Origin of the sequence: Paenibacillus sp. FSL H7-0690, assembly GCF_037980415.1 — a bacterium.
In the GTDB taxonomy this organism is placed as follows: Bacteria; Bacillota; Bacilli; order Paenibacillales; family Paenibacillaceae; genus Paenibacillus_AQ; species Paenibacillus_AQ odorifer.
In genome coordinates this window covers 3,767,231-3,792,339 of sequence record NZ_CP150281.1, presented here as the reverse complement: position 1 = coordinate 3,792,339, position 25,109 = coordinate 3,767,231, and the positions used below count along the sequence as shown (strand labels likewise).

At 41.4% G+C, this 25,109-nt stretch carries 28 protein-coding genes; 18 read left to right on the top strand and 10 right to left on the bottom strand.

What is annotated here, in order from left to right; all coding sequences use genetic code 11:
* Positions 1-20 precede the first annotated feature (20 nt).
* The 4 genes from MHI32_RS16685 to MHI32_RS16670 all read left to right on the top strand — a co-directional run bounded on the left by MHI32_RS16685 (position 21) and on the right by MHI32_RS16670 (position 3,736).
* On the top strand, positions 21-833 hold the full coding sequence (locus MHI32_RS16685; RefSeq protein ID WP_340010311.1) for a hypothetical protein: 813 nt from the start codon (positions 21-23) through the stop codon (positions 831-833).
* Between the two features lie 538 nt (positions 834-1,371).
* A complete protein-coding gene (locus MHI32_RS16680) occupies positions 1,372-2,334 on the top strand; it encodes a YafY family protein (protein ID WP_340010309.1) in 963 nt (320 codons plus the stop codon).
* A gap of 107 nt (positions 2,335-2,441) precedes the next feature.
* Positions 2,442-3,068 carry a type 1 glutamine amidotransferase family protein gene (locus MHI32_RS16675; protein ID WP_076126738.1) on the top strand — a complete coding sequence of 209 codons (627 nt, stop codon included), beginning with the start codon at positions 2,442-2,444 and terminating at the stop codon, positions 3,066-3,068.
* A gap of 197 nt (positions 3,069-3,265) precedes the next feature.
* Positions 3,266-3,736, top strand: a complete 471-nt coding sequence (locus MHI32_RS16670) for a DUF3889 domain-containing protein (protein ID WP_340010307.1) — start codon at positions 3,266-3,268, stop codon at positions 3,734-3,736.
* Between the two features lie 355 nt (positions 3,737-4,091).
* On the opposite strand, the gene MHI32_RS16665 is transcribed toward MHI32_RS16670, so the two are convergent.
* The gene (locus tag MHI32_RS16665) at positions 4,092-5,027 is read right to left on the bottom strand and encodes a Gfo/Idh/MocA family oxidoreductase (RefSeq protein ID WP_340010305.1); all 936 of its coding nucleotides are present in this window, start codon (positions 5,025-5,027) and stop codon (positions 4,092-4,094) included.
* A 111-nt stretch (positions 5,028-5,138) separates the two neighbouring features.
* Here MHI32_RS16665 and MHI32_RS16660 point away from each other — a divergent pair, with 111 nt between their 5' ends.
* Positions 5,139-6,095, top strand: coding sequence for a WYL domain-containing protein (locus tag MHI32_RS16660; protein ID WP_340010303.1), 957 nt, complete (start codon positions 5,139-5,141; stop codon positions 6,093-6,095).
* Positions 6,096-6,258: 163 nt separating this feature from the next.
* On the opposite strand, the gene MHI32_RS16655 is transcribed toward MHI32_RS16660, so the two are convergent.
* On the bottom strand, positions 6,259-7,503 hold the full coding sequence (locus MHI32_RS16655; protein ID WP_340010302.1) for an MFS transporter: 1,245 nt from the start codon (positions 7,501-7,503) through the stop codon (positions 6,259-6,261).
* Between the two features lie 143 nt (positions 7,504-7,646).
* On the opposite strand from MHI32_RS16655, the gene MHI32_RS16650 reads away from it, so the two are divergent.
* The 3 genes from MHI32_RS16650 (at position 7,647) to MHI32_RS16640 (ending at position 11,046) form a co-directional block, all read left to right on the top strand.
* Positions 7,647-9,419, top strand: coding sequence for an ABC transporter substrate-binding protein (locus MHI32_RS16650; protein WP_340010300.1), 1,773 nt, complete (start codon positions 7,647-7,649; stop codon positions 9,417-9,419).
* 255 nt (positions 9,420-9,674) lie between these two features.
* Positions 9,675-10,598: a ketopantoate reductase family protein gene (locus MHI32_RS16645; RefSeq protein WP_076217737.1), complete on the top strand. Its 924-nt coding sequence runs from the start codon at positions 9,675-9,677 to the stop codon at positions 10,596-10,598.
* A 34-nt stretch (positions 10,599-10,632) separates the two neighbouring features.
* Positions 10,633-11,046, top strand: a complete 414-nt coding sequence (locus MHI32_RS16640) for a VOC family protein (protein ID WP_076190223.1) — start codon at positions 10,633-10,635, stop codon at positions 11,044-11,046.
* A 127-nt stretch (positions 11,047-11,173) separates the two neighbouring features.
* Here MHI32_RS16640 and MHI32_RS16635 read toward each other — a convergent pair whose 3' ends face one another.
* Positions 11,174-11,734, bottom strand: coding sequence for a TetR/AcrR family transcriptional regulator (locus tag MHI32_RS16635; RefSeq protein WP_076190224.1), 561 nt, complete (start codon positions 11,732-11,734; stop codon positions 11,174-11,176).
* 153 nt (positions 11,735-11,887) lie between these two features.
* Between MHI32_RS16635 and MHI32_RS16630 the strand changes: the two genes are divergently transcribed.
* Entirely contained in the window at positions 11,888-12,568 is a 681-nt protein-coding gene (locus MHI32_RS16630) for an SDR family NAD(P)-dependent oxidoreductase (protein WP_076184391.1), read from the top strand.
* Between the two features lie 112 nt (positions 12,569-12,680).
* On the opposite strand, the gene MHI32_RS16625 is transcribed toward MHI32_RS16630, so the two are convergent.
* Positions 12,681-13,073 carry a hypothetical protein gene (locus tag MHI32_RS16625; protein ID WP_076190225.1) on the bottom strand — a complete coding sequence of 131 codons (393 nt, stop codon included), beginning with the start codon at positions 13,071-13,073 and terminating at the stop codon, positions 12,681-12,683.
* Between the two features lie 186 nt (positions 13,074-13,259).
* On the opposite strand from MHI32_RS16625, the gene MHI32_RS16620 reads away from it, so the two are divergent.
* Positions 13,260-14,132: a GNAT family N-acetyltransferase gene (locus MHI32_RS16620; protein WP_081387192.1), complete on the top strand. Its 873-nt coding sequence runs from the start codon at positions 13,260-13,262 to the stop codon at positions 14,130-14,132.
* 121 nt (positions 14,133-14,253) lie between these two features.
* Here MHI32_RS16620 and MHI32_RS16615 read toward each other — a convergent pair whose 3' ends face one another.
* Both MHI32_RS16615 and MHI32_RS16610 read right to left on the bottom strand, forming a co-directional pair.
* On the bottom strand, positions 14,254-14,421 hold the full coding sequence (locus tag MHI32_RS16615; RefSeq protein ID WP_169744777.1) for a hypothetical protein: 168 nt from the start codon (positions 14,419-14,421) through the stop codon (positions 14,254-14,256).
* Positions 14,422-14,641: 220 nt separating this feature from the next.
* Entirely contained in the window at positions 14,642-15,100 is a 459-nt protein-coding gene (locus MHI32_RS16610; RefSeq protein WP_076126722.1) for an Hsp20/alpha crystallin family protein, read from the bottom strand.
* Between the two features lie 114 nt (positions 15,101-15,214).
* Here MHI32_RS16610 and MHI32_RS16605 point away from each other — a divergent pair, with 114 nt between their 5' ends.
* Genes MHI32_RS16605 through MHI32_RS16585 form a run of 5 tightly spaced genes read left to right on the top strand, consistent with a single transcriptional unit; the run spans position 15,215 to position 16,879 of the window.
* Positions 15,215-15,439, top strand: coding sequence for a spore germination protein (locus tag MHI32_RS16605; RefSeq protein ID WP_036687577.1), 225 nt, complete (start codon positions 15,215-15,217; stop codon positions 15,437-15,439).
* Positions 15,440-15,452: 13 nt separating this feature from the next.
* Positions 15,453-15,680 (top strand): spore germination protein GerPB, encoded by a 228-nt coding sequence (locus MHI32_RS16600; RefSeq protein ID WP_340010297.1) that lies wholly within the window; start codon positions 15,453-15,455, stop codon positions 15,678-15,680.
* 43 nt (positions 15,681-15,723) lie between these two features.
* Complete coding sequence (gerPC, locus tag MHI32_RS16595; protein ID WP_076126719.1) at positions 15,724-16,338, top strand: spore germination protein GerPC; 615 nt, start codon at positions 15,724-15,726, stop codon at positions 16,336-16,338.
* Positions 16,316-16,492, top strand: coding sequence for a spore gernimation protein GerPD (locus tag MHI32_RS16590; protein ID WP_111504304.1), 177 nt, complete (start codon positions 16,316-16,318; stop codon positions 16,490-16,492). Before gerPC ends, MHI32_RS16590 begins: the two co-directional genes overlap by 23 nt.
* A 3-nt stretch (positions 16,493-16,495) precedes the next feature.
* Positions 16,496-16,879 carry a hypothetical protein gene (locus MHI32_RS16585; protein WP_076126717.1) on the top strand — a complete coding sequence of 128 codons (384 nt, stop codon included), beginning with the start codon at positions 16,496-16,498 and terminating at the stop codon, positions 16,877-16,879.
* 6 nt (positions 16,880-16,885) lie between these two features.
* Here the strand turns inward: MHI32_RS16585 and MHI32_RS16580 are convergent, their stop codons facing one another.
* The 3 genes from MHI32_RS16580 to MHI32_RS16570 form a co-directional block, all read right to left on the bottom strand.
* Entirely contained in the window at positions 16,886-18,199 is a 1,314-nt protein-coding gene (locus MHI32_RS16580) for a PQQ-binding-like beta-propeller repeat protein (RefSeq protein ID WP_340010295.1), read from the bottom strand.
* A gap of 189 nt (positions 18,200-18,388) precedes the next feature.
* A complete protein-coding gene (locus MHI32_RS16575; protein WP_076217745.1) occupies positions 18,389-19,345 on the bottom strand; it encodes an alpha/beta hydrolase in 957 nt (318 codons plus the stop codon).
* A 198-nt stretch (positions 19,346-19,543) separates the two neighbouring features.
* Complete coding sequence (locus MHI32_RS16570; protein ID WP_076310591.1) at positions 19,544-20,866, bottom strand: amino acid permease; 1,323 nt, start codon at positions 20,864-20,866, stop codon at positions 19,544-19,546.
* 128 nt (positions 20,867-20,994) lie between these two features.
* Between MHI32_RS16570 and MHI32_RS16565 the strand changes: the two genes are divergently transcribed.
* The 3 genes from MHI32_RS16565 (at position 20,995) to MHI32_RS16555 (ending at position 23,915) form a co-directional block, all read left to right on the top strand.
* The gene (locus MHI32_RS16565) at positions 20,995-21,897 is read left to right on the top strand and encodes a LysR family transcriptional regulator (protein ID WP_076133707.1); all 903 of its coding nucleotides are present in this window, start codon (positions 20,995-20,997) and stop codon (positions 21,895-21,897) included.
* Positions 21,898-21,925: 28 nt separating this feature from the next.
* The gene (locus MHI32_RS16560) at positions 21,926-22,831 is read left to right on the top strand and encodes a tyrosine-type recombinase/integrase (protein ID WP_076106781.1); all 906 of its coding nucleotides are present in this window, start codon (positions 21,926-21,928) and stop codon (positions 22,829-22,831) included.
* A gap of 112 nt (positions 22,832-22,943) precedes the next feature.
* Entirely contained in the window at positions 22,944-23,915 is a 972-nt protein-coding gene (locus MHI32_RS16555; RefSeq protein ID WP_340010294.1) for a glycosyl hydrolase family 53, read from the top strand.
* 191 nt (positions 23,916-24,106) lie between these two features.
* Here the strand turns inward: MHI32_RS16555 and MHI32_RS16550 are convergent, their stop codons facing one another.
* Entirely contained in the window at positions 24,107-25,030 is a 924-nt protein-coding gene (locus MHI32_RS16550; protein ID WP_036687562.1) for an L-lactate dehydrogenase, read from the bottom strand.
* Between the last annotated feature and the right edge of the window lie 79 nt (positions 25,031-25,109).

The following is a 25,109-nucleotide window of genomic DNA, read 5'->3' as shown; positions in this document are numbered from 1 at the left end:
TTAACTAAGGAGAAGCAGCCTTGCGTAAGAAGAAATATGTTAGCATTGCCTCAATTACATTGGTTGTGATTATGGTCGTTCTATTCTTCAGTATGAAAAATGTTCTTTTCGACGGCTCTTCTAACAAATCAGAGGAACAGGCCGCCACAACAACCAGTGAGATGATTAACGAGACAGAGAAACCAGCTGCTACAATAACGAATAAGGGAACCAATGAAAAGAAGAGCGTAACCGCGATGGAGGCACTGCGCCTTGGGTACTCAGAGGCGAAGAAGCTGACGGAAGAAGAGCCATTACTTATTAACATAACAAGCACAGATGACACTTCTGATTCCCAGGAACGAACCGATGGTTCGGATGGAACAAGAGATGCTTGGAATCTCGAATTTGGCAGCAAGAAAGGGAATGTTTTTATTTATATCAAGATCGATAATGGAATGGCCATTAAGACTGATGTGAAAAAGCACGATAAGAATTTACTTGTAAAAGGACAGTATGCGATATCTGATATTCAAATCGATTCTTCCGATGCAGTTAAACAAGCTGTTGAGAGACTGGGGATGAAACCAGGAAATCCTGCTATAGCAGATGACTGGATCAAGGGTTATCATTTTACTATCAGCGGGTATAATACTGATCCTAACTCCTCCAAAACACGTCTGCTGCTAAGAGTTATGGGTATCTCGCCGAATTCTCCTAATCGTGAGAATGACAGTTTGAGAATGAGCGCTTTCTTTGATGTCAAAACAGGCGAATTGATGAGCGCTACCGAGATGACAGGCTTCGACAAGGATGGGAATACCATGTGGAAGGATATTGAGCTTAAATACTGATGAAGGCATAAATATATGAAGAAGGAAGATATTTTCATAAAAATACAACATATTACCAAATAAAGAGTTATTATTGATGGAACTTACCGTGCGTTACTGCTCATGAGCAGACGCATGGTAAGTTTGTTTTTGTGTAAAGGCGTTATTAACTGTCTACTTGGTAAAGGCTATACGCATCACTCAAGTTTATTGAAACTGGAAATATCCATTCTTCCAGGTGATGTATATGCTGTGTATATTCTTTAGTCCCTTGAACGGCGGTTAGGGCAATTGGAACCTAGCGGATCAAAGAAAGAGCATTCTGCAAAGGATGGCCCAAAAACTTACCGTTACAAACAGCGCGGTGAACTGTATCACAAGTTGTGGTAAAGTAGATTGTTGGGTTGAGCTAAGAGCAGCAATGTTAAAAATTGCAGATTGTTGTTTATAGATTGCTAAGTGAGGATTGAAAGGCTGAAAGATTGATGAATAAAGGGATGCAGGCGATTCGCAAAGCAAATAATTTAGTGCGATCCTAATAAAAGATGAGGTATATGTGATGCCAAAAAACGATAATATGCTGGCAATCCTATGGATGCTGAATTCGGGTGTTAAAATGACCGCAAAACAAATATCCGAAAAGTTAGAAATAAATATAAGGACAGTCTATCGGTATATTGATGCGCTAAGTGCCAGTGGAGTGCCTATAATATCGGACACTGGTCATAATGGCGGGTATAGCTTACTGAATAATTTTATCAGAGCACCTCTGCTATTTGATATTGAAGAAAAAAAAGCACTTCTTCATGCTGCTGTTTTTGCAAAAGAAGCGGGATACCCTTTGAGTGAGGCTTTAGGTAATGCGACATCCAAATTGAAAATGTATTCGAATCAGGAACAGGAAAGTGTTCTCAGCCATCATTTAGCCGGATTTGAAGTTATAAACCGTAGGGGAGACCCTTCTATTCAGCCAGTATTGGCGGAATTGGAGCAAGCTGTAGCAAACGAATTCTCTGTAGAAATTGATTATCACACACGCCGTGATGATCAACCCAAGACTAGGGTGATAGATCCCTATGGAATGGTGTACTGGAACAATAAATGGTATATTGTTGCATTTTGCCACCTGAGAAATGAGATCCGCAGCTTTCGGGTAGAACGGATTTTACAAATCAAGCGGACTCAAAACATATTTAAACGTTCCGAAGCTTTTTTGGCTCGGGAATTTTTTTTGCGAAATCTATTACCTGATATAGTCGGCAAGGACGGGTTAATTGCTTTAATTATCGAAGGTAGGTCAGAGGCGTTGGATGACTTATGCCTGCATTGGTTTTTGGGGCATCATCTGAAAGAGCGTACATCAAATCAAGCAATCTTTTTACTTGAGGAAAAATCAATTCATACCTATGTTCCTAATTTTCTCTTATCCTACGGGAAATCCATTCAAGTAATCGAACCACAGAGTTTGAAGGAAAAACTTGTTGGTGTTGTGTCGGAGTTAATGGAATATTATCAACTTTAAAAACTTCACTGACAGCGGATGTCAGTGAAGTCATTTTATAATGATGATAATCATTGATTACCTGGTTGGTATCACTTGATGAATTGTAAAATAGGGAGAACTTGCAAATGAATAATACGGTATATCTTTATGTGTTTGACACAATGGCAGACTGGGAAATAGGTTACTTAACTGCCGAACTGAACTCGGGAAGATATTATAAAAAGGGGCTGGCCCCATCAAAAATAGTTACCGTGGGAATTGATAAGACTCCAGTAACTACAATGGGCGGATTAAAAATCTTACCTGACATCAAATTGGATGATTGCAGTATTGAAAGATCCGATCTATTGATTTTACCCGGTGGAGATACATGGACAGAAACCATTCACCACCCCCTCTTAAAAATCGCTGAAAGGTGTTTAAGGGAAGGTATATGGGTTGCAGCGATTTGTGGTGCTACAATGGGACTTGCCCAGACAGGATTGCTGAATTCACGTGGGCATACAAGCAATGATCTGGAATACCTTAAAATGATCTGTCCCACTTATACAGGAGAAAAGTATTACAAAATGGAGTCTGCTGTAACTGATGGAAAACTGATCACCGCATCTGGAATAGCTCCGTTGGAATTTTCTGCACACATCTTGAAAGCTTTGGATGTGTTTTCTCCAAAAACATTAGACGCTTGGTATAGCCTTTATAAGACTAGTGATTCTAAATATTACTATGAGTTGATGAATTCAATACAATAAAAGATATGGGAGTGTCAGGTAAATATACAAGAATGGAACACCCAACGACTTTACATCTATTACCCCATATATAACAGTGTGTTATATATGGGTAAGGACAAGATGCCGTATGAGTAACAATGCGATTTAAAATATTCGTTCCACAGAAATCCTAACGGAGTTCGCTAGTTAAGCATAAAGGGTTCCACATATTAGTCATGACTAATATGTGGAACCCTTTATTATATCTGACTTTCCTAAATCTAGATCTTGATAAATTGAAAAATAAAGTTGTAGACTGCACGCTGGCGTTATGTTGTCTAAGAATACATTTGGATAAAGTGGGAGATATTACTGAAAACTTCTCCAGATGGGCGGTTATTATGCAAAAAATACTGATATCATTTTTGGCGATACTTATTTTTTCCACTGTTACAGTAGAGGCTGCGCCTGAATACGCAAAATGGGGCAAAATTGCAGTAGAGGAAACACAAAAACGATACAATGCAGTCATAATTGATTATAAGCACATTGGTCGTACTGAACTAACACCTAAAAAGTCTGAAGAGAAATTCAAACTATGGATTAGAAGCAAAGCAGGTAACGAGTTTGGAGTTTTTGTATCGATCCAATTTGACCCGCTAACTGATACAATCCAATCGATTCAGTTTTCTGAAACTAATCGTTAGATTTAATAAATCTCGCGATTACGCTAATGGGGCACGATAGCACAATGACAACAGGCTGCCGAGATCATAGGCAGCCTGTTCAACTAACTTATCCTCTAATTGAACGCCCTTAATCCCAAGGATGAAATCCCTCCAAAATGCTGTGAAATAACAGCTTTTTATGAACAAGAACTAACCATAGCGTTCCAAAAAGGACTAAATTTACTACTTTATTCTACAATTTCAACATATGAAAAATTCACAATAGAAAACTCAAAACCTATTCCTCTCCCTAGCTACTAACCAGTAATTCTACAAATTCTACGCCCATACAAACAAAAACCATGAAAAAGGATATCTACACCAACCCTTATGTTTAAACAAGCTTTTTTTCTATTTTTATTGCTAATTCCATAGCTTGTAAGGCATAGTCTAACTCGATTATTGATGTAGAACCCTCCTCTAAGCACTGGAGAGCATGCGTAATACTCTTTTCAAAAGGATTAGCTTGTTCTAACAAAAGTTGCTGTTTACCTGCAGAGGTATATTCAATTAATGATCCTTCAACCGTGCCGTTCATGTCGTCACTTTCTTGATAGACTAGCTTTCCTTGTTCAAAATAAGCCTCATACCCTACGGAAAAAGGATAACCAGCTGGCATTTGTGAGGATACAACGATCTCTGCGGAGACATTCGTTTTCTGAAAATGGGTACGCACTAAAGCTTGTTCACTTCGTCCACCATCGGTTCCCCACACTGAGTATTCTTCTAACGATCCAAGCAGCCACGTTACAAAATCAAGTTCGTGAATCATCAGATTTGTGGAGATAGAATGAAGTCCGAGATCCCCCCAGAGAGGAGACGTTTCTCTTTTTAAGGTGAAGGCTAAAAGCTTTCCATATTTCTCTTTAGAAGTGGTTTCGTATAAATATTTGTACGTAGGATCAAATTTAATAAATTGGTTCACGAGGATTCGTCTACCATACCGTTGTACTGCTTCCTTCATCGCAAGGGCATCTTCAGTGTTAAAGCATACGGGGGTCTCACAGAATACATGTTTTCCATGCTTAAGCGCCTCAACGGCATACTGTCTATGTAAAGTCACGGGCAGACAGATATCGATCACATCAATCGTGGTATCAAGCATGATATCCTCTATATTTGTGGTAATCTCAACGCCTAACGCTTGTTTTAAATTTTGCAGCTTAGCTTCATTTCTACCATAAACAATAACTTTGTCTACATGCTTATTTTTCGTCAATAATTCTGCATGATAAGCTCCGAACCCGGTTCCTAATACGGCAATTTTCATATGTTTCAGCTCCCTTTATGTAATGAACTAATCATAACCTGTTATTGTTGACAACATCATGGCAAGAATTTTGAAGTATACTAGATAAAAAAGAAAAGCTCGGAGGTTCTCATGCGCTTGCATCGTTTGATTGCTATTTTATTATTAGTGGAGTCGAGAGGGAAAATGAAGGCCAATGAACTAGCTCAAGCCTTGGAGACTTCTGTACGTTCAATCTATAGAGATATTGATGTACTAGCTGAAGCTGGAATTCCTTTGTTGTCTATGTCGGGGCCCAATGGTGGCATCTCTTTAATGGAGGGATACACAGTTAACCTGAAGCAGTTACATGGTGAAGATGTAATCAATCTATATTTAACAGGTATGGGCATCTATTCTGGGGGCCATTCTGAATCTGGTCTTAAGCTGAAGACGACGCTGTTGAAATTAGAAAAAACATTGCCCGCATCCTACCAACCTGACATTCAGAAAGCGCAAAAACGCTTTTTTTTCGATGACACACCTTGGTGGACAGAACGAATAGAAATTCCCTGTCTGGAATCTATTCGGACAGCCGTTTGGCGATCTCATAAACTACAGATTGCGTACCAAAAGGTTAGCGGAGAAATATCATACAGGAAATTACAGCCCTATGGTCTTGTGGTGAAAAAAGAGGAATGGTATCTTATAGCCTACTGTGAAGAAGCTAATCAAATCCGCACGTTTAAATGTGAGCGAATTGCCTCTACGCAGCTTGTGGAAGAAGAGTACTGTATACCTATGGATTTTTCATTAGAAGAGCACTGGAAGCAGCAGGGACAGGTTTTTAAGCAAGCTTGTAAAGAAGAAGAGATCTATCCTGTTGTGATCAGAGCTGATAACAGAACAATATCTTCTTTATCTCAGCTAGAGGTCATGGAAATGAGAGAAGAAGGAGATGCATTCATTTTAAAGGTGAATATGTTTGGTTATGAAAGTGCATGCGCTAATGTCTGGAGCATAATAGGTCATTCCGAAATCATGGAGCCCTTAGAGCTAAGGCAATATGTGAAGGGCCAGTTGAGTTTTCTTCAGGGAATATATGATTAACCGTTTTTTCTATGTAAAAGAGACCGTAGCTATTGCATATTCTGCAAAGATACGGTCCCGGTTTTTTGATAAATGAATTAATTCATATATTCGGTTAACATAATAATTATTATGTTAACCATGATGAGAATGATCCAATAAACATAATATTGGATTGGATAAGTTATCCTTTTATTGCTCTAGTTTCAACACCAAGTGTTAATTTCTCTCTGGCAACAAGTCTTTTGTGCGCTACGAGAAGAAAAGGAAGACCAAAAGCTGTTGTTAAAGCCAACGGTACGAAGATCGCAAGGCCATTCTGAGCGCCATAATGGTCTAACAACACACCCCCGAAGATAGGTGCCATAACACTCCCTAAATTATTAAAGCCAATCGTACCAAAGTACGTTCCTTTCATTTCAGGTTTGGCAATCCGATCGATCAACATATCCATCATCGTAAAGAGTAAGACTTCCCCTATAGTGAACAGAACTACACTGATCATTAATAGAGCCACACCACCTGCAAGCCCCACTAAGAGAAGACTAAGTGCAACGCAGATATTCCCAAGGATTAAAGGGACAATCGGCGGGAATTTACTTGCCGTTCGTACAATGGGATACTGCACTATTAACACGGTTATAGCATTCAGTGACAACATATAGGAGAACAATTGCCCACCATTGGTGAAATGCGTATTCATCGCTAAATATTGAGCCATTGTTGAGCCGAAGTGACCGTATCCTAACACACAAAAGATGGTACCCAGAAGTACAGGTAGGAACACACGGTCTTTACCGGTGATTGTCAAAGCTTCGAGTAAACGTGGTGCTTGAGCTTGTGTACGGGCGGGCATGCTTGAACGATGTGCCTTAAATTGCATGAATAATACAATTCCATATGCAACATAAACGATTCCTGCGATTAGAAAAGGAAAAGTTGATTCCGCAGAGCCGAGCTGTAGCCCAATGATCGGACCAAATACTACACCAAGATTAATTGCTGCATATCTAAGATTAAAGACAAGCAGCTTGCTCTCGGGAGGTGTAATATCAGATAAAAGTGCCCGTGAAGTAGGCTCGAATACAGATCGACATAAGCCGTTCAAGGTGTTCACCAGGAAAAATACCCATAGATGTTGAGCCACTGAGAATCCGAAGAAGACGGCTGCCCAGCCAAATACCGAGATTAACATGACGATTTTGCGGCCAACAATATCAGAAATATAACCGCCATAAAAACTGGCCAATACGCCTGCCAGCGAGCTAACCGCGACCGTAATCCCTGTTTGTGTCGGGGAAGCTCCGAGAACTTGGGTTAGATAGATGGATAAGAACGGGATGCTCATCGAGGTCACCAGACGTCCGAACATGGTGCCGATGATAATTGTCCAGGCTAGTGGGTGAATGTGCCTTAGATGCTGATTCATAATGATTACGATCTCCTAGTCTTATTGCTCTAATATTGTTGCTGCATATTCCTTGTTGATTTATGTATAATTATAATGATAAAAGGGGGAAGGAAAAGTGTAAGGATTACATTGACCATTTCACCTTTAAAGGAGTGAACCATTTGGACCAGATAAGTAATCATTTTTTATGTTTAGCAGCAGGCGTTACTAGTTCGTTCAAAGTGAATGAACCTGTTCCTGTGACGATAGATTTATTGGCTTCGATCCTGATTTGCACTCCACGTAATGTTAAATTCGTGCTGCGGAAACTGGAAGAGCAGGAATATATTCAATGGCAGCCGGGGAGAGGCAGGGGGCATATCTCTCAACTTACTTTTTTAAAAAGTATTGATGAGGTATTCGAGGATAGCTTTCAGGAGTTAGTCAGTAAAGGAAAGATAAAAGAAGCTATCGAATTGATGAGCAGCGATCAGGTGACCGGACCCTTAAAGGAACGATTGTTAACGATGTTAAATAAACAGATGGGTTTCCGTAGTGAAGCAGAGTCAACCTCAGGGCTGGACGTCCTGCGGATTACCCGTAACCGGCATATGGAAGTACTGGACCCTGCTTATGTATACACCGCTTTTGAATCCTATTTGCTGGGTCAGATCTATAGCACACTAGTTACTTATGACGCAACGACCGATACCTTTCTTCCTGGTTTGGCCCATATGTGGGAAGCTAATGAGGAGCATACAAGTTATATTTTTTACCTCCGCAAGGGGGTACGCTTTCATCACGGAAGAATCATGACCTCGAGAGATGTAAAAGAGACGCTGCAACGGCTTATCGACTTGAACAGCCCTGCGGTTAGCCTTTATAAGGATATCGAACGAGTAGAGGTTGAAGGTGATCATCGAATCCGGTTTGTGTTGTCACGTTCAAATCTCTTTTTTCTGCATCTGTTCAGTTGTATTCACATGTCCATTCTCCCTTACGATATAGACATCACTAGTGAAGTAAGCGGTACAGGTCCCTACCGTTTATTGGATCTGAATGAGGATGTTTTGGTGCTCGCAGCTTTTGATTTTTATTTCGGAATTCGGCCGCTTCTGGATCGTGTTGAGATTTGGTATTTGCCAAAAGAGGCTTCTAATGAACGCCAATACCAGCTGCCAGATCCTGAACATGGGGAACTTTTACCTGATATCATCAGCAATCACAGTATAGATTACCCGGCCTTAGGCTGCAGATATATTCTGTTTAATTTTCATAGAGAGGGAATTCATCAGCAGCTATGGTTTCGCCAAGTCATCCGTATCCTTTACAGTCGAACGGCTTTAATAAAAGAATTGGGTGGCAATCGTATCACTCCAGCAGATAGCTTTTTGCCATGGGAGAGCAGTAAGAGAGAGCTTCTAGATCCAACTTTGGAACATGCCCGAGCGCTTTTAGCGGAAAATGGGTATCAGGGAGAAGTCATTACTTTAGCAACTAAGGATAAAAAAGAAGAACGAGAAGAAGCGTTATGGCTCCAAACACGCGCTGCTTCCATAGGTTTGCAAATTGAGTTATATTTTTTCAATGAATTTAAGGCAGATCATATACAGACAACAGCCGAGATCCAGCTTGCTGAAGAGGTTTTAGAAGATGATTGGCAATGGGGAATGATTAACTACTTTAATAATAAATCTAATTATTTATTTTCTTTGCTTAGAGAGGACCAGATTTCCTTGTTTTCGAAGGTATTAGGTCCTTTCACAGAATCTCCAAAGGATGAACGGGTGAAACTGCTGAATCAAGCGGAGGGAATTCTACGAGACAATTATTGGGTGCTGCATGGCTGTCATATGAATAAAAAAGCTCAGCTAAATCAAAGCCTGTTTGGTCTGCACACCGGTTCCTTCGGGTTTCTGGACATCTCTAAGTTATGGATTAAAACTAGGCTTTAAGGTTTTCTTTTGTTATACTTTCCAGGGAGGCTGTATCGATAGAATCGAATGGCGCTCTAGATGGATCAGATTTATGAATAGTAATTTATTTGTAGCCATGGAGGTGAACTCGTTGGATTTTGCTCAGATCCGTATGGACCGAGACAAAAGAACGGTCGATACTTGACTCTTTTTTTGCCATTCGGACCTGTTTAGCGGATAAGCTAAGCGGTCTTTTTATTTGTTAAAAATAAGGTGAAAAAAGGGGAGACTTACATGCGTTTTCTATTCGTGGGTGCAGGAGCTATTGGTGGTTATTTTGGAGGGCGTCTGGTTCAAAAAGGGGAAGATGTAACTTTTCTAGTCCGTTCTACTAAACAAAAGCAGTTAGAAGATGAGGGTCTGGCAATAAAAAGTGTGCATGGTGACTTTCAGACTCCCGTTCGGACGATTACATATGGGGAGAAGGCAGAGCCTTTTGACTGTATTATTATTGCAGTGAAGGCCTATCATTTGCCTCAGGTGATGATGGATCTTACCCCTTTCGTCGGTGAACAGACTATGATTCTCCCGCTCCTTAATGGGTATAAACATTTTGGTATTTTGCAGCAGCATTTTGGAGCAGAAAAGGTACTGGGTGGTCTTTGTTATATCGAGACAACGTTAGGTTCTAATGGAGCTATCATACAAAGTAGTTCTTTTCATAGTATTGTGTTTGGTGAATGGGCGGGTGGGGAGTCAGAACGAACGCAGAAACTTCTCAGTCATTTGGATAAAGCAGGATTCACTGTGATACTAAGCTCTGATATTCAGCACGAAGTGTGGCAGAAATATATATTCGTAGCTAGTTTAAGCGGGATTACAACTTTAATGGATAGCTCGGTTGGACCCATTTTAGCCTCATCTACAGCGCGTACTATTTATGAGCAGCTTCTGAATGAGATCGTGAGTATAGCGCAAAGTGCAGGTATGCCTGTTGGAGCAGATATGGTGACTGCTACGATGCAAAAGATGGATTCGGTGCTACCCGAATTTACTTCCTCTATGCATAGGGATATGCTAAAACATCTGCCAGTGGAAGCTGAGCATCTGCATGGTGCACTTTTGGCGATGGCTGTATCTGGTCAAGTTGTGTATCCTATTCTCGAAACCGTATATGCCCGTTTGAAAATATACGAAAACGTGAATGATATGAGATGATCTGTATAAAATTACTTTAAGGAGCTGGACGATTATGAAGGAACTGAATCAAAAGATAATGACATTTCTAATGTTCGAAGGAAAGGCTGAAGAAGCTATGAATTTCTATACTTCTTTATTTGATCACTCCGAAATCATCAGTATTAAACGTTATGGAGCAAATGAAGCAGGCCCTGAAGGGAGTGTCATGCAGGCTACTTTTTCATTACATGGACAAGTCTTTATGTGTATAGATAGCTACGTGAAGCATGGATTCAGCTTTACTCCAGCGGTATCCTTATATGTGAATTGTGAAAGTGAAGCCGAAATTGACCGCGTCTATGCAGCATTATCCCAGGGTGGACAGGTGCTCATGCCACTAGGCGAATATCCATTCAGTTCGAAATTTGGCTGGGTAGCGGATCAATTTGGTGTGTCATGGCAATTAAATCTTTCGGGGAATGTGTAATCGATTGATGTGTTGCACGGTCAGATAATATTCTGTATCACAAGGGGCCGAGTTCGTCTGTAAATGACGAGTTCGGCCCCTTAGTGTTCAGGCAGCGGAAAGGTCTGAGGAATCTTCTGATTTTAAATTACGATTGCAGCCCACGTAAGACTAATGATGAAATTCTCTCGGCGACTTCTTGTTGATTTATAGTATTATTCCCTGTTACCCATTGATAGACACCTTCATGGATCATTTGTGCGATGATCGGTACATAAAAGCTTTTCCCGTGATCTGGGTAGATATCTCCTAAAGCGTTAGATAAGTGAACCTTCAGCTCATTTATAATCTTCTCTTTCAATTGAGGGACAACCATCCCTATATAACTGCTGCGGCATTGTATGTTTGGTTGCTGATAGAAATCGAATACCGATAATACGAGTTGAGTGATGCCTTCTTGATCGAATTTAATTTCACCTTCAGTATGTTTTACAATAGCAGCGGATGCCGAATCACCCATAATATAATCCAATAATTCATATTTATCATTAAAGTGCGCATAGAACGTGGCTCGATTAACTTTAGCTCCCTTTGTTATATCGACGATTGTTATTTTCTCAAAATCCTTCAGGGAAACAAACCGTAAAAAGGAGTCAATTAAAGACTGTTTAGTCTGTGTCAGCCGAATATTGTTTACTTTAGTAGCCATTACTTCACTCCTACCCAACAATTTAGCAATCTTGTTGCTATAGCAACATTTGCAGGTTGATTGTTGATTGATACATTAAATTAGTAGCTGTATATTAGCAATTAAAGCAACAGCTGTTACTTTAATATATCATAGAAAAGGAGTTCATCAAAAATGAGAAATATTGTTATCGTGGGTGCAGGGCCTGGGTTAGGATTGTCTCTAGCTAAAAAATTCGGAGTTAATGGATTTAGGGTGGCTGTCATTTCACGCAATCCCGAGAAATTATCAATGATCATTAGTGAACTTAAGAAACTTAATATTGAAGCACAATCTTTTGTAGCGGATGTGACAGATTTAGCAGCTCTAAAACAAGTCTTTCAAGCGATAATAAAAGAGTTTGGTTCAATCGATGTACTAGAGTTCAGTCCGTATGCAGGGTGGGATAAATTCACTCATGTGCTGGAAACTACACCTCAAAGTGTGTTGGAACAAATAAACAGTTACTTGCTGCCCGCCGTTCTTTCGGTTAATGAAGTATTACCCAATATGATCCATAGAGGATCAGGAGCCATTCTTTTTACCACTGGTATTTCTGCTATGTTCCCTTTGCCTTTTGTAGGAAATGGCGGCATTGTTATGTCTGGTATACGAAATTATGCTACTGCTTTACACAATGAGTTAATAGATAAAGGAGTATTTGTCGGCCATCTTTCCATAGGGACAATGATACAAGCAGGAACAGCTGGTGATCCTGATGTTATTGCAGAGACTTGGTATAGCTTATATGAAAAGCAAGATAACTTTGAGGAAGTATTCCCTCTAGGATTGGATCCGACCCATCTTCCAAATTAAAAAACGAAATCTTATTTGATTAGCAAGTCGCCTTAATGGCGGCTTGTTATCCTATTAGAAGACATATCTCTCATCAGAGTGAAGCAGGATTGAAGGTCAGATGTGAATGGATTTAATTACATTGCTGAACAACGGTTGTGCGTTCATTAGTAATCGTGACTTTGGAATGACCTGATAAATATTCGGTATAACCGCACACGGTTTGTTCTTTCGACTGTCCGTTAGAGTTGGTATATCGAAGATATATAGCACCTTCACCATTTAAACTCAATTTTGGTTTGAATTTTTTCTTTTGTCCTGCTTTTATTGGACTTGTATACAATTTCTTTGAATCCGCACCAATTAATCCTACTTCGATAGAGTTAATATCAACATCAGATTGATTATCTACGATGACTGAGAAGCTTTTAAACGGACTCAGAAGATTTGATATCGTCCCAACACCAAGAGCAACTCCACAAGTAATCAGAAATATCGTAATCCCTATAAAAAATCGTTTTCTCATCCTTCAGTCCCCCTATATAAGTAAGACAGGGGTTACTTAAAAAATGTTACAACAAGGAGAAGTTAGTTATAAAAATTCATTACCAAATCAAGCGTGGACTTGCATGTTATTATAAATATATTCCATATTAATGATTTGAAAAGGGGTTTTGTATTGACTACTATCCGTCATTTTGAACAAGGTGACATGCCATTACTTGGTGAACTTTATAACACAGTATCTTCAAAGGGGAATGTTGTTTTTTGGTGGGTTGGCACAGAGGAAAATTGGGAAAATGTATATTGCGCTTTCGAGGACGGTAAAATGGTGGCCAAAGGTCAAGTGAGCATCATCAATATTGTTCCGCCCGGCCGTTCCAAGGATAGCAGACATTCGATCTACCTGAACTTAAAAACAATACCAGAACGTGAAGGCGATTATGATTTATTAGAAAAAGTTTATCAGTCACTCTTATTAAGAGCACTCGAATTAAAAGAAACGTTATCAAAGGATTACAAAACCACTCTATGTGTAGGGAACGATTCGGCAGAAGTCTTGAATACTCAATTTTTCGAAAAAGTGAAGGGCTTCTCTCATTATAATAGCTTATTTAAGATGAAACACAATCTAAGTGATGGCTTGTCTGAACCCACTCTGGCTAAGGAACTTGAATTCGCAACCTGGAATATGGAGACGCCTGAAGAAGACGAGCATTATTTGGAATTAGAAGCTGAGATTTGGCCGGAAACTCCGCTAGGGAAAGAACGGTTAGCTGAATTTAAACAAAATCCGCTCTGGACATCACTTGTTGTTCGAGAAGGGGAGAAGGTTGCGGGTAGCTTAATGGTCTGGCAGGAAGAGAAGGGTGGCTACATCGAAAATGTATTTGTACTTGAGCCATGGAGAAGATCCGGAATTGCTAAGTACATGCTTTTTCAAGCATTGAGCTATTTTAGAACCCACGGACTGGAAGAGGCATGTCTGATGGTGCTTACGGAAAATGATTCTGCATTACAGCTATATGAATCTGTCGGTTTCATTCTAACGAATGAGGAAAGACGCTATCGGATTGAACTATAAAAGTTTTTGTAAGTGAAGGATTACCAAGCAAAGTGCGATAGCTTTTTTGTCGAGCTTAGTTTCGAGGTTAAGGTCGCACTTTATTTGGTAACCCGTTCTGTGAATTATCTGCTAAATGCTTTCATGCCTTTTGCTTCCCATCACATTTCTTACATACATTAAGCTTTTCACCTGAAATGCCTTTCCCGAAGTACAACAGCTTAATACGTGTGCTGCCACAGATCGGACATGTTCCTCTAGCCCGGGATGGAATGCGCCAAAGTGCTTTGCCGCGTTTGTTTTTAGACATAATTTGCCCCCACCTTTACTCTTGATACTCCATCTTATGACCAAGAAGAACTTAAAGTTCGAAGAGCGAAAAGAATAGAAAATCGGATGAAAAAAGGGCAAAAAACACCCTCAAAAAACAGCGTATAACTTAAATTATACGCTGTTTTGATTTTAAGACGTTTTTTTAGGGGGAATGGGGCACTTGGACGAGTAAAACAGGTGGATTTTAAAGGAATATTTTATAAATATCGGATGTCGATATCTTTGAATCTTCCCGCTGACATTTTAGGCATTCTGAATTGGAGGGAACCTTGTTTATAAGTGCCTCTGCTCTGATCTGGAATGACGGGAACTGGCAACTGAATAATCTCGCTATGATCTTTTCCTAAACCTGTTAATTTAATTTGTGTGCGATTGATTTGTGCCCATATACTTTCGGGGTGAATTCCGTTCGGAATACGAATTTTGGTAATCAGGTGATTATGAGTGTCGATATGCTCAAAACTTAAACTTGTGGTTTCGTTCATAAATGAAGAGGAGGTCGCTGCAGTTGCTTCACGGATTACTTTTTCGACATACCCGTCAATTTGGTTAGGATCCAACTTCCACTGCTCTTCAAGAGCTTTCAAGGATAACTTTTTCTTAAAAAAGGGATCTTCATTCATCCAATCTAAAGGGTTCGTCTTATTGGGACTCATAGCTCTGCGCCTCCTACGGTTTTTATCCATTGTATGGGCGTTTGACTTATTCAGTGACATCTGGGCGAATATCTACATAGAATAGCTTATCATTCCGAAAGGAGGAGTGGTTTGGTGGTTTCAATCATCGGCAATATTAAAATCAATAGCGTAGGCCCCAGCTCCACAGTCTTAGTAGGAAATACGGCATCCGTTATCCTGAGCAGCAACTCTAAAATTTATGCCGGTGCCAACTCCTTCTCCATAGGTGACTCCATAGGTACGAATATAACGAATAATGCGGCCAGCAGTACAAATACGATGGATTCAGATGTGGTGGATCAAGTATCACCTCCTTAAGGGTGGGGTTTAAATGAACATTACGGTATATCAATGCATATCGATCTATAATCTAAAAATCGGCACTATCTCTAATTCCTCGGTACTTCAGATTGGTACATCGGGACGAATCAATACTTTGTCTCATAATTATGAGACCTCTAGAGCTCCATCATCGGCTCCAACGACTCCAGCGGAAAAAATGGCTTCACCCCTTGTATCCTTACCGCCAGCGGCGGAACTATATGCACATCTGAATTAGGCTCTTTGTCCCCGCATACAATAAACCATAGGAGGTGGGTTGTATGCATCCGTATTACGCTCAGCAGGTTTTTAATACACTCAGATTGCAAGCGGAGAAGATTCAACAGTTAGAGAAGCAGCTTCGCGATTTGCAAGGCGATGTAGACAGCATAAAGAACAATAAATCTGCAAGTATAGGACCTATCAATTATCATTTTGAACAATTAAAAATCGAAAAGCTGGAAGGCACTTTAAATATAGGCATTACACCGAATGAGGGAAACAATCTGGATGAAGCGATGATCAACGGTAAACCTATTGGGGAGCGGGAGGATGGTACAACTGCCTTATCGGATCAGATTCGCCCACAGATTTTGAAGTATGTGCAAGAAGAGGTTCCCTCGCAATTTTCACGTTTAGAAAAAGAGAAGAATTTAAGCATTGATGAGCAATATATCCAAATGGTGACTCAGGATCTGCTGAATCAAATGGATGGACGGATTAACGAGTATGTAAACCAACTCCCTGCCACAGAAGAAGGGCGTGGATACACTGATGAGGAATGCGCTTCTATTGTAGAGCAAATCAAACGAGATATCGTTATGGCAGTAGAGCGGCATTTGGAAATAAATATAACCGGAAGGCGGGAGACGAATGAAGATAACGGTGATCAATAGAGATATTAGTGTCAATGCAGTGAAAGTCGTTTCGATCTCAGGTTCATCAGTATTTTTAGTAGGGGATACTCAATCCATTCATTGCTCCTCGGCGTTTGACAGCGTAATAGAATATACTCAGAGCGCTCCAGATCAAGTCAAAAAAGGCAGTTAACCTATGCACACCTCACGCATACAAGATGTTTATATCAATAATCTGTCCGACAGTTCTATTTTTATTTGTGGATCTGTAGACCGGGTTCAATCTAAATTCCTGGGAAGCAAGGAGAATTATCTTTTTAACATAAGGGAGATTAATAATCACCCGAAAGATACTACACTCATAGACATCCCTATCCCTGTATGGACAAAGCAAGGGAATGAAGCGGATGAATTTGTGATATTAAAGGATTCCGCAGAATCAATGATTAATATACAATATATAAAAATTCTGTCGATTGGGTCTGGCACGACCTTCCAGATTGGAAACAGCGGGTCAGTTCATCTGGAGAGTCGAACCAGTGAGTTTAAACGAGAAGTGGCTGCAAAAGATGAGGAGTAACAACAACTATTTTAATTCTTTTGGCAGGGAAATCGTGAATATATCATGCTCCGTCTGGATGTAGAGAATACCATTCGCACTAAATAGTGTGCCGTATTGTTGTGCTCCGGTCTTTACTTTGCCAAGCGCTTTGCCTGTTTCTGCATTTATGATATAGAAGTAGCCATTCTCATAGCCAGTGTAAATCCCCTTACCGATCAATTGAACACTAAGCGCTGGACTGTCCGGTCCGTTGAAGCTTATAATGCGATTATCGTTCATTTGAACGCCAGTGATCTGTGCACCCTTTTGGAAAAAAGCCATGTTATTTACTGGTCCAGCCACCCAATTTCCGTACTCCTGATAACTTTTGGGTTCACTCGTTGTTTCTTGACCTAAGGTAAAGCGGTATAGTGGATGACCACCCCATTGGTCTAAACCTCCATCGACTGTATATAGATACGAGCCTTGAAGTGATGTGAAATAATTACCGAGTCTACTGACATCTTCGAGCGGTTTATAGTTCTTTTTGGTCTTCGCTTTTCCAGTTTTAACATCAACATGTACCAGGGTCAACTGATAGCCTTTAAGAGGCACGTTAGAGGCATCATTTGCAGCATTGGCTTGTTCGCGGAGTAATAATTCACCATCCCGGTAAGCAACAAAGCTATAAAATCCCTGAATTCTCCATAACTTCTTGCCTGTAGCCGGATCGAGACCGAAAAACTGTGTGCGTCTATTATCAACGGTACTGGATACTACCAATACCCCGTTATAAAGGCCGTCGATACTTCCTACATACATAGGGATGTCTTTATTCTCCCAGATCTTTTTACCAGTGACCGGATGATAAGCTGCAATTCCACCATGCTCGTTCCGGAAGTATATCACTCCGTTAACTAACTCCGCGAAAGCACCGATCTCGATCGGATCTTTGGCAGCCTTAACCTTCCAAAGCAATTTCCCCGTTTGAGCATTAACTTTTACAAGATAACCCTCATAAGTGATAAAGAAAACCGAGTTATTCGTTATAATCTCAGGATTTGTTCCGTTTTTGTAGGACCATTTAACTTTGCCTGTAATGAGATTGGCGGCCTTTAGTGTCCCGCCTGATGAATAATAGAATAATCCATTTGCAATAGGGGTCTGTTGGCTATAAATCCCTTGACCATCTGCCTTGTCGTGCCATAAGGGTTTAATTGTGGTGATAGAGTCGACGGTTGTTGAAGAGGAGGCAGGAGTTGTTACTGCTGCTTGAGCACTAGACAAATATATACCAGCTCCAGATACGAGCAAGGAGGAAGATATAACGGTCTTTAGGATAAACGGTACATATTTCACGATTTTAGCTCCTTATACATCATTTATAATATATTGACGCAGAGAATGGATATTTGTTTCTCAATTGTAAAAATACACTTGTTAACATAATAAATATTATGTTAACAATAAAAAGCGAATCAGTTTCGCACAAGAATTCTTGTGGGAACCAATTCGCCTATTAAAGGAATATGTCAATAGTTGATTTGTTTAGAAACCTTCACGAAGCCATGTTGTCGCTAACTTGATAGCTCCTTTTTTAGCATGAGTCTCGGCTAAAGGATTCAGCATGACAAAATCATGAATGATGCCTTGGAAGCGGACAGCCGTAACATTCACGCCAGCTTCCCGCAATTTGGCGGCATAAGCTTCACCCTCATCCCGTAGCACATCTGCTTCACCAGTAATGACCAGTGCATCTGGTAAATCCCGCAGCTGTTCTAGGCTAGCACGAAGAGGGGAGGCCGTGATTTGATTACGTTCCTCAGGGTCAGTAGTATATTGATCCCAGAACCATTTCATGCCGTCCCGCTGCAAGAAATAGCCTTCGGCGAATTCATGATAGGATTCAGTATCAAACGAGGCATCCGTTACCGGATAGAATAATAGTTGTTTCGCTATCTTCGGCCCACTCCGTTCTTTAGCCATTAGAGTAATAGCAGCGGCCATATTCCCACCAACACTGTCTCCGGCTATAGAAAGCTTGCTAGTATCTAATCCGTGCTCGCTTCCTTTTTCAGCTGTCCACTGGAGTACTGCATAGATTTCTTCAATAGCTGTAGGATATTTAGCTTCTGGGGAGAGGCTGTAATTTGGGAAAACAATTGCGGCCTCCGCTCCGACAGCTAGTTCACGGATCAGGCGATCATGGGTATGAGCATTCCCAAACACCCAGCCTGCGCCATGAATGTACAGGATAACAGGCAGCGACGCTGATGAGGAGCTTGGGGGACGAACGATTCTTATGGAAACATCACCGTTAGGTCCACCTGGCACCATTAGATCTTCAATATCAACTTCAGGTTTATATATCTCACTGGATTGTACGCTATCTACCGTTTCACGGCCTTTTTCTGGCCCAAGGTCAGGTAGAAAGGGAGGTTTCGCATTATCATCAGCAAATTTTTGAGCAGCTGGCTCAAGAATGATCTTAGTTTTGTTTGGCATGATTTATCGTCTCCTTTGACTGGTCATAGTCTAGTATACCCTCTTCATTCCATAACCATCTAAGCAGCTGCTGAAACGAATGCCAGTTTAGAAGTAGTTAGAGATTTGACGCTATTTGCACATTTATCGCCTATTGAGCACGGTTTCGGACACCAGTACAACTATTCCTTAGGGAGAGGTTCAAACGCAGTTAGAGCCTTACAACACCTTTTGTTGTTCCTCATGCATTTCAGGACCAATCTCTTCAGTGACACGCATCCTCTGTTTACGCTTATTACGGATAATCCAAACGAATACCAAAGTAATGAGTAGCGGATAGCCTATTGCCCAGCCCGTAAAAGGAAACACAGCAGCTGTTGCTAAAAAGGAAATCCAACTTATCGTCACACCTAAGCGACTTCCTTTGAGCAGACGTATTCCTGCAGCACAACCTCCGATATAAGTCAGGATAAAAGTAGCATTCGGAAACTGGATCAGAGTGGTGATGGAGAGGGACCCGCTGCCATACAGCGTCATCACCGATACAAAACAGAGCAGAAGAAAAGCTATGCCACCGATAGGAGTATGATACTGTTTGGATATTTTACCCATCCATTTCGGTGCAGAGCCTTGGCGGGATAAAGCATAAGCCACACGTGAGGCAGCTCCTGCATAGGCAATAATTGTGGCTGTACAGATGAACAGACCGGTAAGTCCGGCAATAAATCCTCCCCAGCGCCCAAGAGGCTGACTAATAATCCAGACGAGTGAAGTGCTTGATCCACCTTTGAGGTAGCTTTGTGTACCAACAGTTGCTAGTGCGGAGAGAAAATATAGAATCCCTACTATAATAGCGGCGATAGTTACTCCTTTAACGGCGGCACGCTGTGGGTCCTTGAACTCCTCAGATAGGTGTGAGACAGCCTCCCAGCCAATAAAACACCAGAATAAGATTGCAGCAGCCTGGCCAATGCTCATCCATCCATGTGGGATAAAGGGAGTGAAGTGTTCGACTTCCATACGGGGCAGTGCAGTAGCAAAGGAGAAGACCAGCACAGCAACAATCGCTATAACTACCGCTATTTGTACCTTTCCAGCTACCTGCATACCAATCCAGTTCGTAATCAGGCCAATGACCAACATAATAGCGGCAATAGTAATTCTTGCAGATTCGTCCCAGCCCATAGCGGCGGTCATATAACCAGCTCCAGTCAGTGCAGCAACAGGTGCGCCAATCGGAACGGACATCAGAAAGAACCATCCTACCAGTGAGCCAGCTTTTGGACCAAAAGCAAGCGTTACAAAATGGGACACGCCTCCAGCGTTAGGGAATTTAGCAGAGAGCAGACCCATTGATAAGGCCATCGGCAAAATCAGCAACGACATAAATCCCCACGCCAGTAATGAAGCGGGACCCGCCATTTCTGCAGCTAAACCAGGAACAATTAAGACCCCAGAACCCAACACAGCCCCGATGTAAAGGGCAATAGCCTGAGGCATGCCAATGTTTTTTTGTAAAGTGTTTGAACCGGATTCCTTCATGTTTTTTTATCCTGCTTTCCTTGTCTTTTGTTCTAGAGTAGCAGATAATAGATCCATTGGAAAAACAGAATTTTTGAATAGTATCCATTCGATATTCCGATGGTTCATTTTCATTTAGGGGGAAATTCATGGAGTCACGTCATCTTTTTACCTTTTTAGTGGTAGTGGAGACGGGCAGTTTTACTAGAGCAGCACAGAAGCTTGATTATGCACAGTCCAGTATTACTGCACAAATCCAAGCACTAGAGTCTGAAATTGGCCAGCCATTATTTGATCGGATCAGTAAAAAGATTATCCTAACCGACGCAGGGCGTCGGTTGCTCCCGTTCGCTCAGGAAATATCCAGAATGCACACTTTAGCAGAGGACGCGTTACGCTCGGATAGTGAGCTTACGGGTTCTTTACGGATTGGGGCTCCTGAATCTCTAGCTGCTTTTCGCTTACCAGGTATTATTAAGGAGTTTCGCGCTAAATATCCGAAGGTGCAAATTCTTCTGAAGCCTGGAGCTTGCTGGGAACTATCAGATTTTGTCCGTTCGGGTGAACTGGATTTAGCGTTCTTGTTGCAACCTGAGACGGAAGATAAAGATTTAAATATAGAAACATTAGTACATGAGCCGATGACGCTGATCGCAGCGCCAGATCATCCCTTATTAAACCTTGCTGAGGTAGAACCCCTTCATTTAAAAGGAGTGACCATACTTCATACTGAAACGGGCTGTTCCTACCGGACTTTATTTGAACGGCATTTGAACAGTTACGGTGTATTTCCTGACCCCACGTTAGAGTTTTGGAGCATCGAGGCGATAAAGCAATGTGTGATGGCTGATCTTGGCATTGCCTTTCTTCCATTAATTACTGTAAAAAATGAACTCTCCGAAGGCAAACTTGCCAGGTTGAATTGGAATGATGAATCACAGCGTGTGGCGACGCAGATCGCCTATCATCATAAGAAATGGAAATCGCCCGTACTGACGGAGTTCTTACTTGCGATACAAAAACATGCTGAGCAATGGAGAAGTCTAATATAGATCAACGTTAACAAGGAGGCTCTAAGGCATGAATGAGTGGTGTGAAGACTACGAAGAAGGGCTGGAGGCCTTTCTCATCTGGATGAAGGATGCCGGGTACACTCCCTATACGCAAAAATCCTATTTAGTAGATGTGAAACAATTTTTAGACAGCCTGAATGGTAAAAAGCTTGAGACGGTGAAGAAGCTGCATGTCATTTCTTTTTTGACCTCTGTCCGCGAACGTGGAGTGAGTGATGCGACCCGTAACCGGAAGCATGCTGCGATTAACTGTTTTTTCAAGGCATTGATCGAGCTGGAATTACTTCAGAACAACCCGGCAGCCGGGATTAAGAAATCCAAAACGGAGATCAATCGTGAGCCGGTCTACTTAGATGAAAGTGATCTGGGTCGGTTTTTATCTTCTATAGATGGTAAATACAAAAAGCGCAATTTAGCAGTTTTTTTGTTGATGTCCTATATGGGGCTTCGGGTGGGGGAAGTCCACACACTGAATTTGAGTGATTATAATGTAGAAAGACATTCCCTCCGTGTGTTTGGGAAGGGGCGTAAATGGCGTAATGTGCCGGTTCCCGAGGATGTAGTACCTTTTCTCGACTCTGCGTTAGCAGAAAGGTTAGATCCTTGGCGCAGTAAAGAGGAAGCGATGTTCATTTCACAAAAAGGACGCAGGTTGTCGATCCGCGGCATTCAGCAAATTGCAGCAGATACCTTTGATCGTTTCCAAAGGGATGTGCCAGCAGCACAGCGTCGTCCGTATTCAAGTCATAAGCTCCGACATTCCTTTGCAACCATGCTGCTGAGAAAAGGGGCAGATCTGCGCACTGTACAGGAACTGCTTGGTCACTCCTCGATCCAGACTACAACCGTATACACACATATTACCAGTCGTGAGAAGGAAGAGGCTATGTCTAAATTACAAATCCAGCTGTGATTGAAAAGAAAGAAACCTCCTTAGGAAATTGATAACAAAAAACAACTTGTTATTATAACGGTATTGATTTATTCTAACAGTTATTAAGAGTTTTTTATAGGAGGTCCTAATCGTGAAGGATGTATTTCTAAAAGGGATGACTTATGGCTGGGGATCAAAACGAGGTGAATACCGTACAGAATATGCAGAAGATTCGATGAGAAAGCTGGCGGAGACAGGAAGTGAATGGATCGCCTTATCTTTTTGGACATGGCAAGACACAGTGCATTCAACAGAAATTCATTATGATTACGGTTACACGGTGACAGATCGTGATCTCGCACATGCGGTACAACAGGCAAAACAGCTTGGTCTTAAAGTTTGTCTTAAACCTGTTGTGAATTCGAGGGATGGCATTTGGAGAGCTAGGATTGGATTTCCGGAAGAGGGAGAGATTTATTGGGCAGCATGGTTCCGTTCTTATACAAATTTCATTAAACACTATGCAGAGTTGGCGGAAGAGCTTGAATGTGAGATGTTCTGTATCGGCTGCGAAATGGTAGGCACAGAGTCTAGAACTGCGGAATGGAGACAATTGATTCAAGAGGTCACCAATCTTTATACAGGACCGATCATTTATAATGCTAATCATGGCAAAGAAGAAGGAATCGAGTGGCTGGATGAGGTGGATTTTATCGGAACCAGCGCTTATTATCCGGTAGCTTCCGTGCCGGGAGATTCTTATGAGAATATGCTGGCAGGTTGGGAGCGGCAGAAACCGCGGCTTAAGTCACTTTCTGAGCGATTTGGCAAGCCTCTCGTATTCATCGAGATTGGATGCCGAAGTGCGCATGGATGTGCCACCATGCCATGGGACTTTACATACACAGACTTACCGTATTCAGAAGATGAACAAGCCAACTTCTATCGGTCAGCGCTGGAAGCATTCTGGAATGAACCTTGGTTTGCCGGTTACTTCTGGTGGGACTGGAGCACGAAATTATATGCCTTGGAAGAGGCTTCCATTGACCGTGGTTTTGATATTTATGGCAAAAAAGCCGAACAAGTTCTCAAAGAATATTACAAGCAACCTATCACTAAATAAATTGATAAAAAAGATCCGGAATTTCAGGTGAGCCTGATCTGCTATAGGATCTTTTTGTCATTGGCAGGCTAAGTTAATTCGTGTTATATTAAAAACCGTCCTTTTCATAGTGGAGGCAACGCTCCACGCATAAAAAGGACGGTTTCTTGTGTCTTTTGTATTCAAAAAAGGCTGTTTCCAGCCATATACGCTTACAATTCTAGCTTAGCTATTTCTGCTTTTAGCTTCTCAGCGGATTTCTGGAATAAAGCCTGTTCGGTTTCATTGAGTGGGAGGTCCAGTACCTGCCGAACACCCGAGCGATCTACTACGCAAGGTGCACCGAGATAGACATCCGAAACCCCGTTATAGTTGTTTAATAAAGTAGAAACATTCAACACGGCGCCTTCATTATGAAGAATGGAGACTACAATTCGGTCCAGTGCAAGAGCTATTGCATAAGAGGTTGAGCCTTTGGCATCAATAATTTCATAGGCTGCATTCTTGGTATCTTGGAAGATTTCTTCGCGTTCTGCTTCGTCAAAACCAAGATCAATCCCAGCTACATTCGCAAGACTCCAAACCGGAAGCTCTGAATCTCCATGTTCACCGATGATCTGTCCGTGAATACTGCGAGGATCGATTTCTTTGTGAAGACCGATCAAATAACGAAAACGAGCACTATCAAGTACCGTACCAGAACCAATTACACGTCTGCGGTCAAACCCACTTATTTTCAAAGTCGCGTAAGACAGAATATCTACAGGGTTAGTTGCAATAAGTAGAATGGCATGTTGGTTATACTTTGTAATTTTTTCAATGATATCTTTAAAAATCGAAATATTTTTACGAAGCAGATCTATCCGGGTTTCTCCCGGTTTTTGTGATGCACCGGCAGTGACTATAATGATATCTGCTTCACGGCAGTCTTCATAAGTACCAGCCCATAACTTCACACCACCGACAAAAGGCATGCCGTGATTCATATCCAGTGCTTCGCCAAGTGCTTTCTGATGATTAACGTCAATAAGTACGAGTTCGGGCATACGTCTACGTAACAATAATGTATAGGCTGTAGTTGTACCAACTGCTCCAGTACCGATAACTACGACCCGATTGGGTTTTGGGGGGGCCATGTCTCCATCTCCTTAATATTTCAAATTTTTGGTTTCAATCTTGTCCATCATAATCGTTAACGGTAGTGTTTTCAAGCTG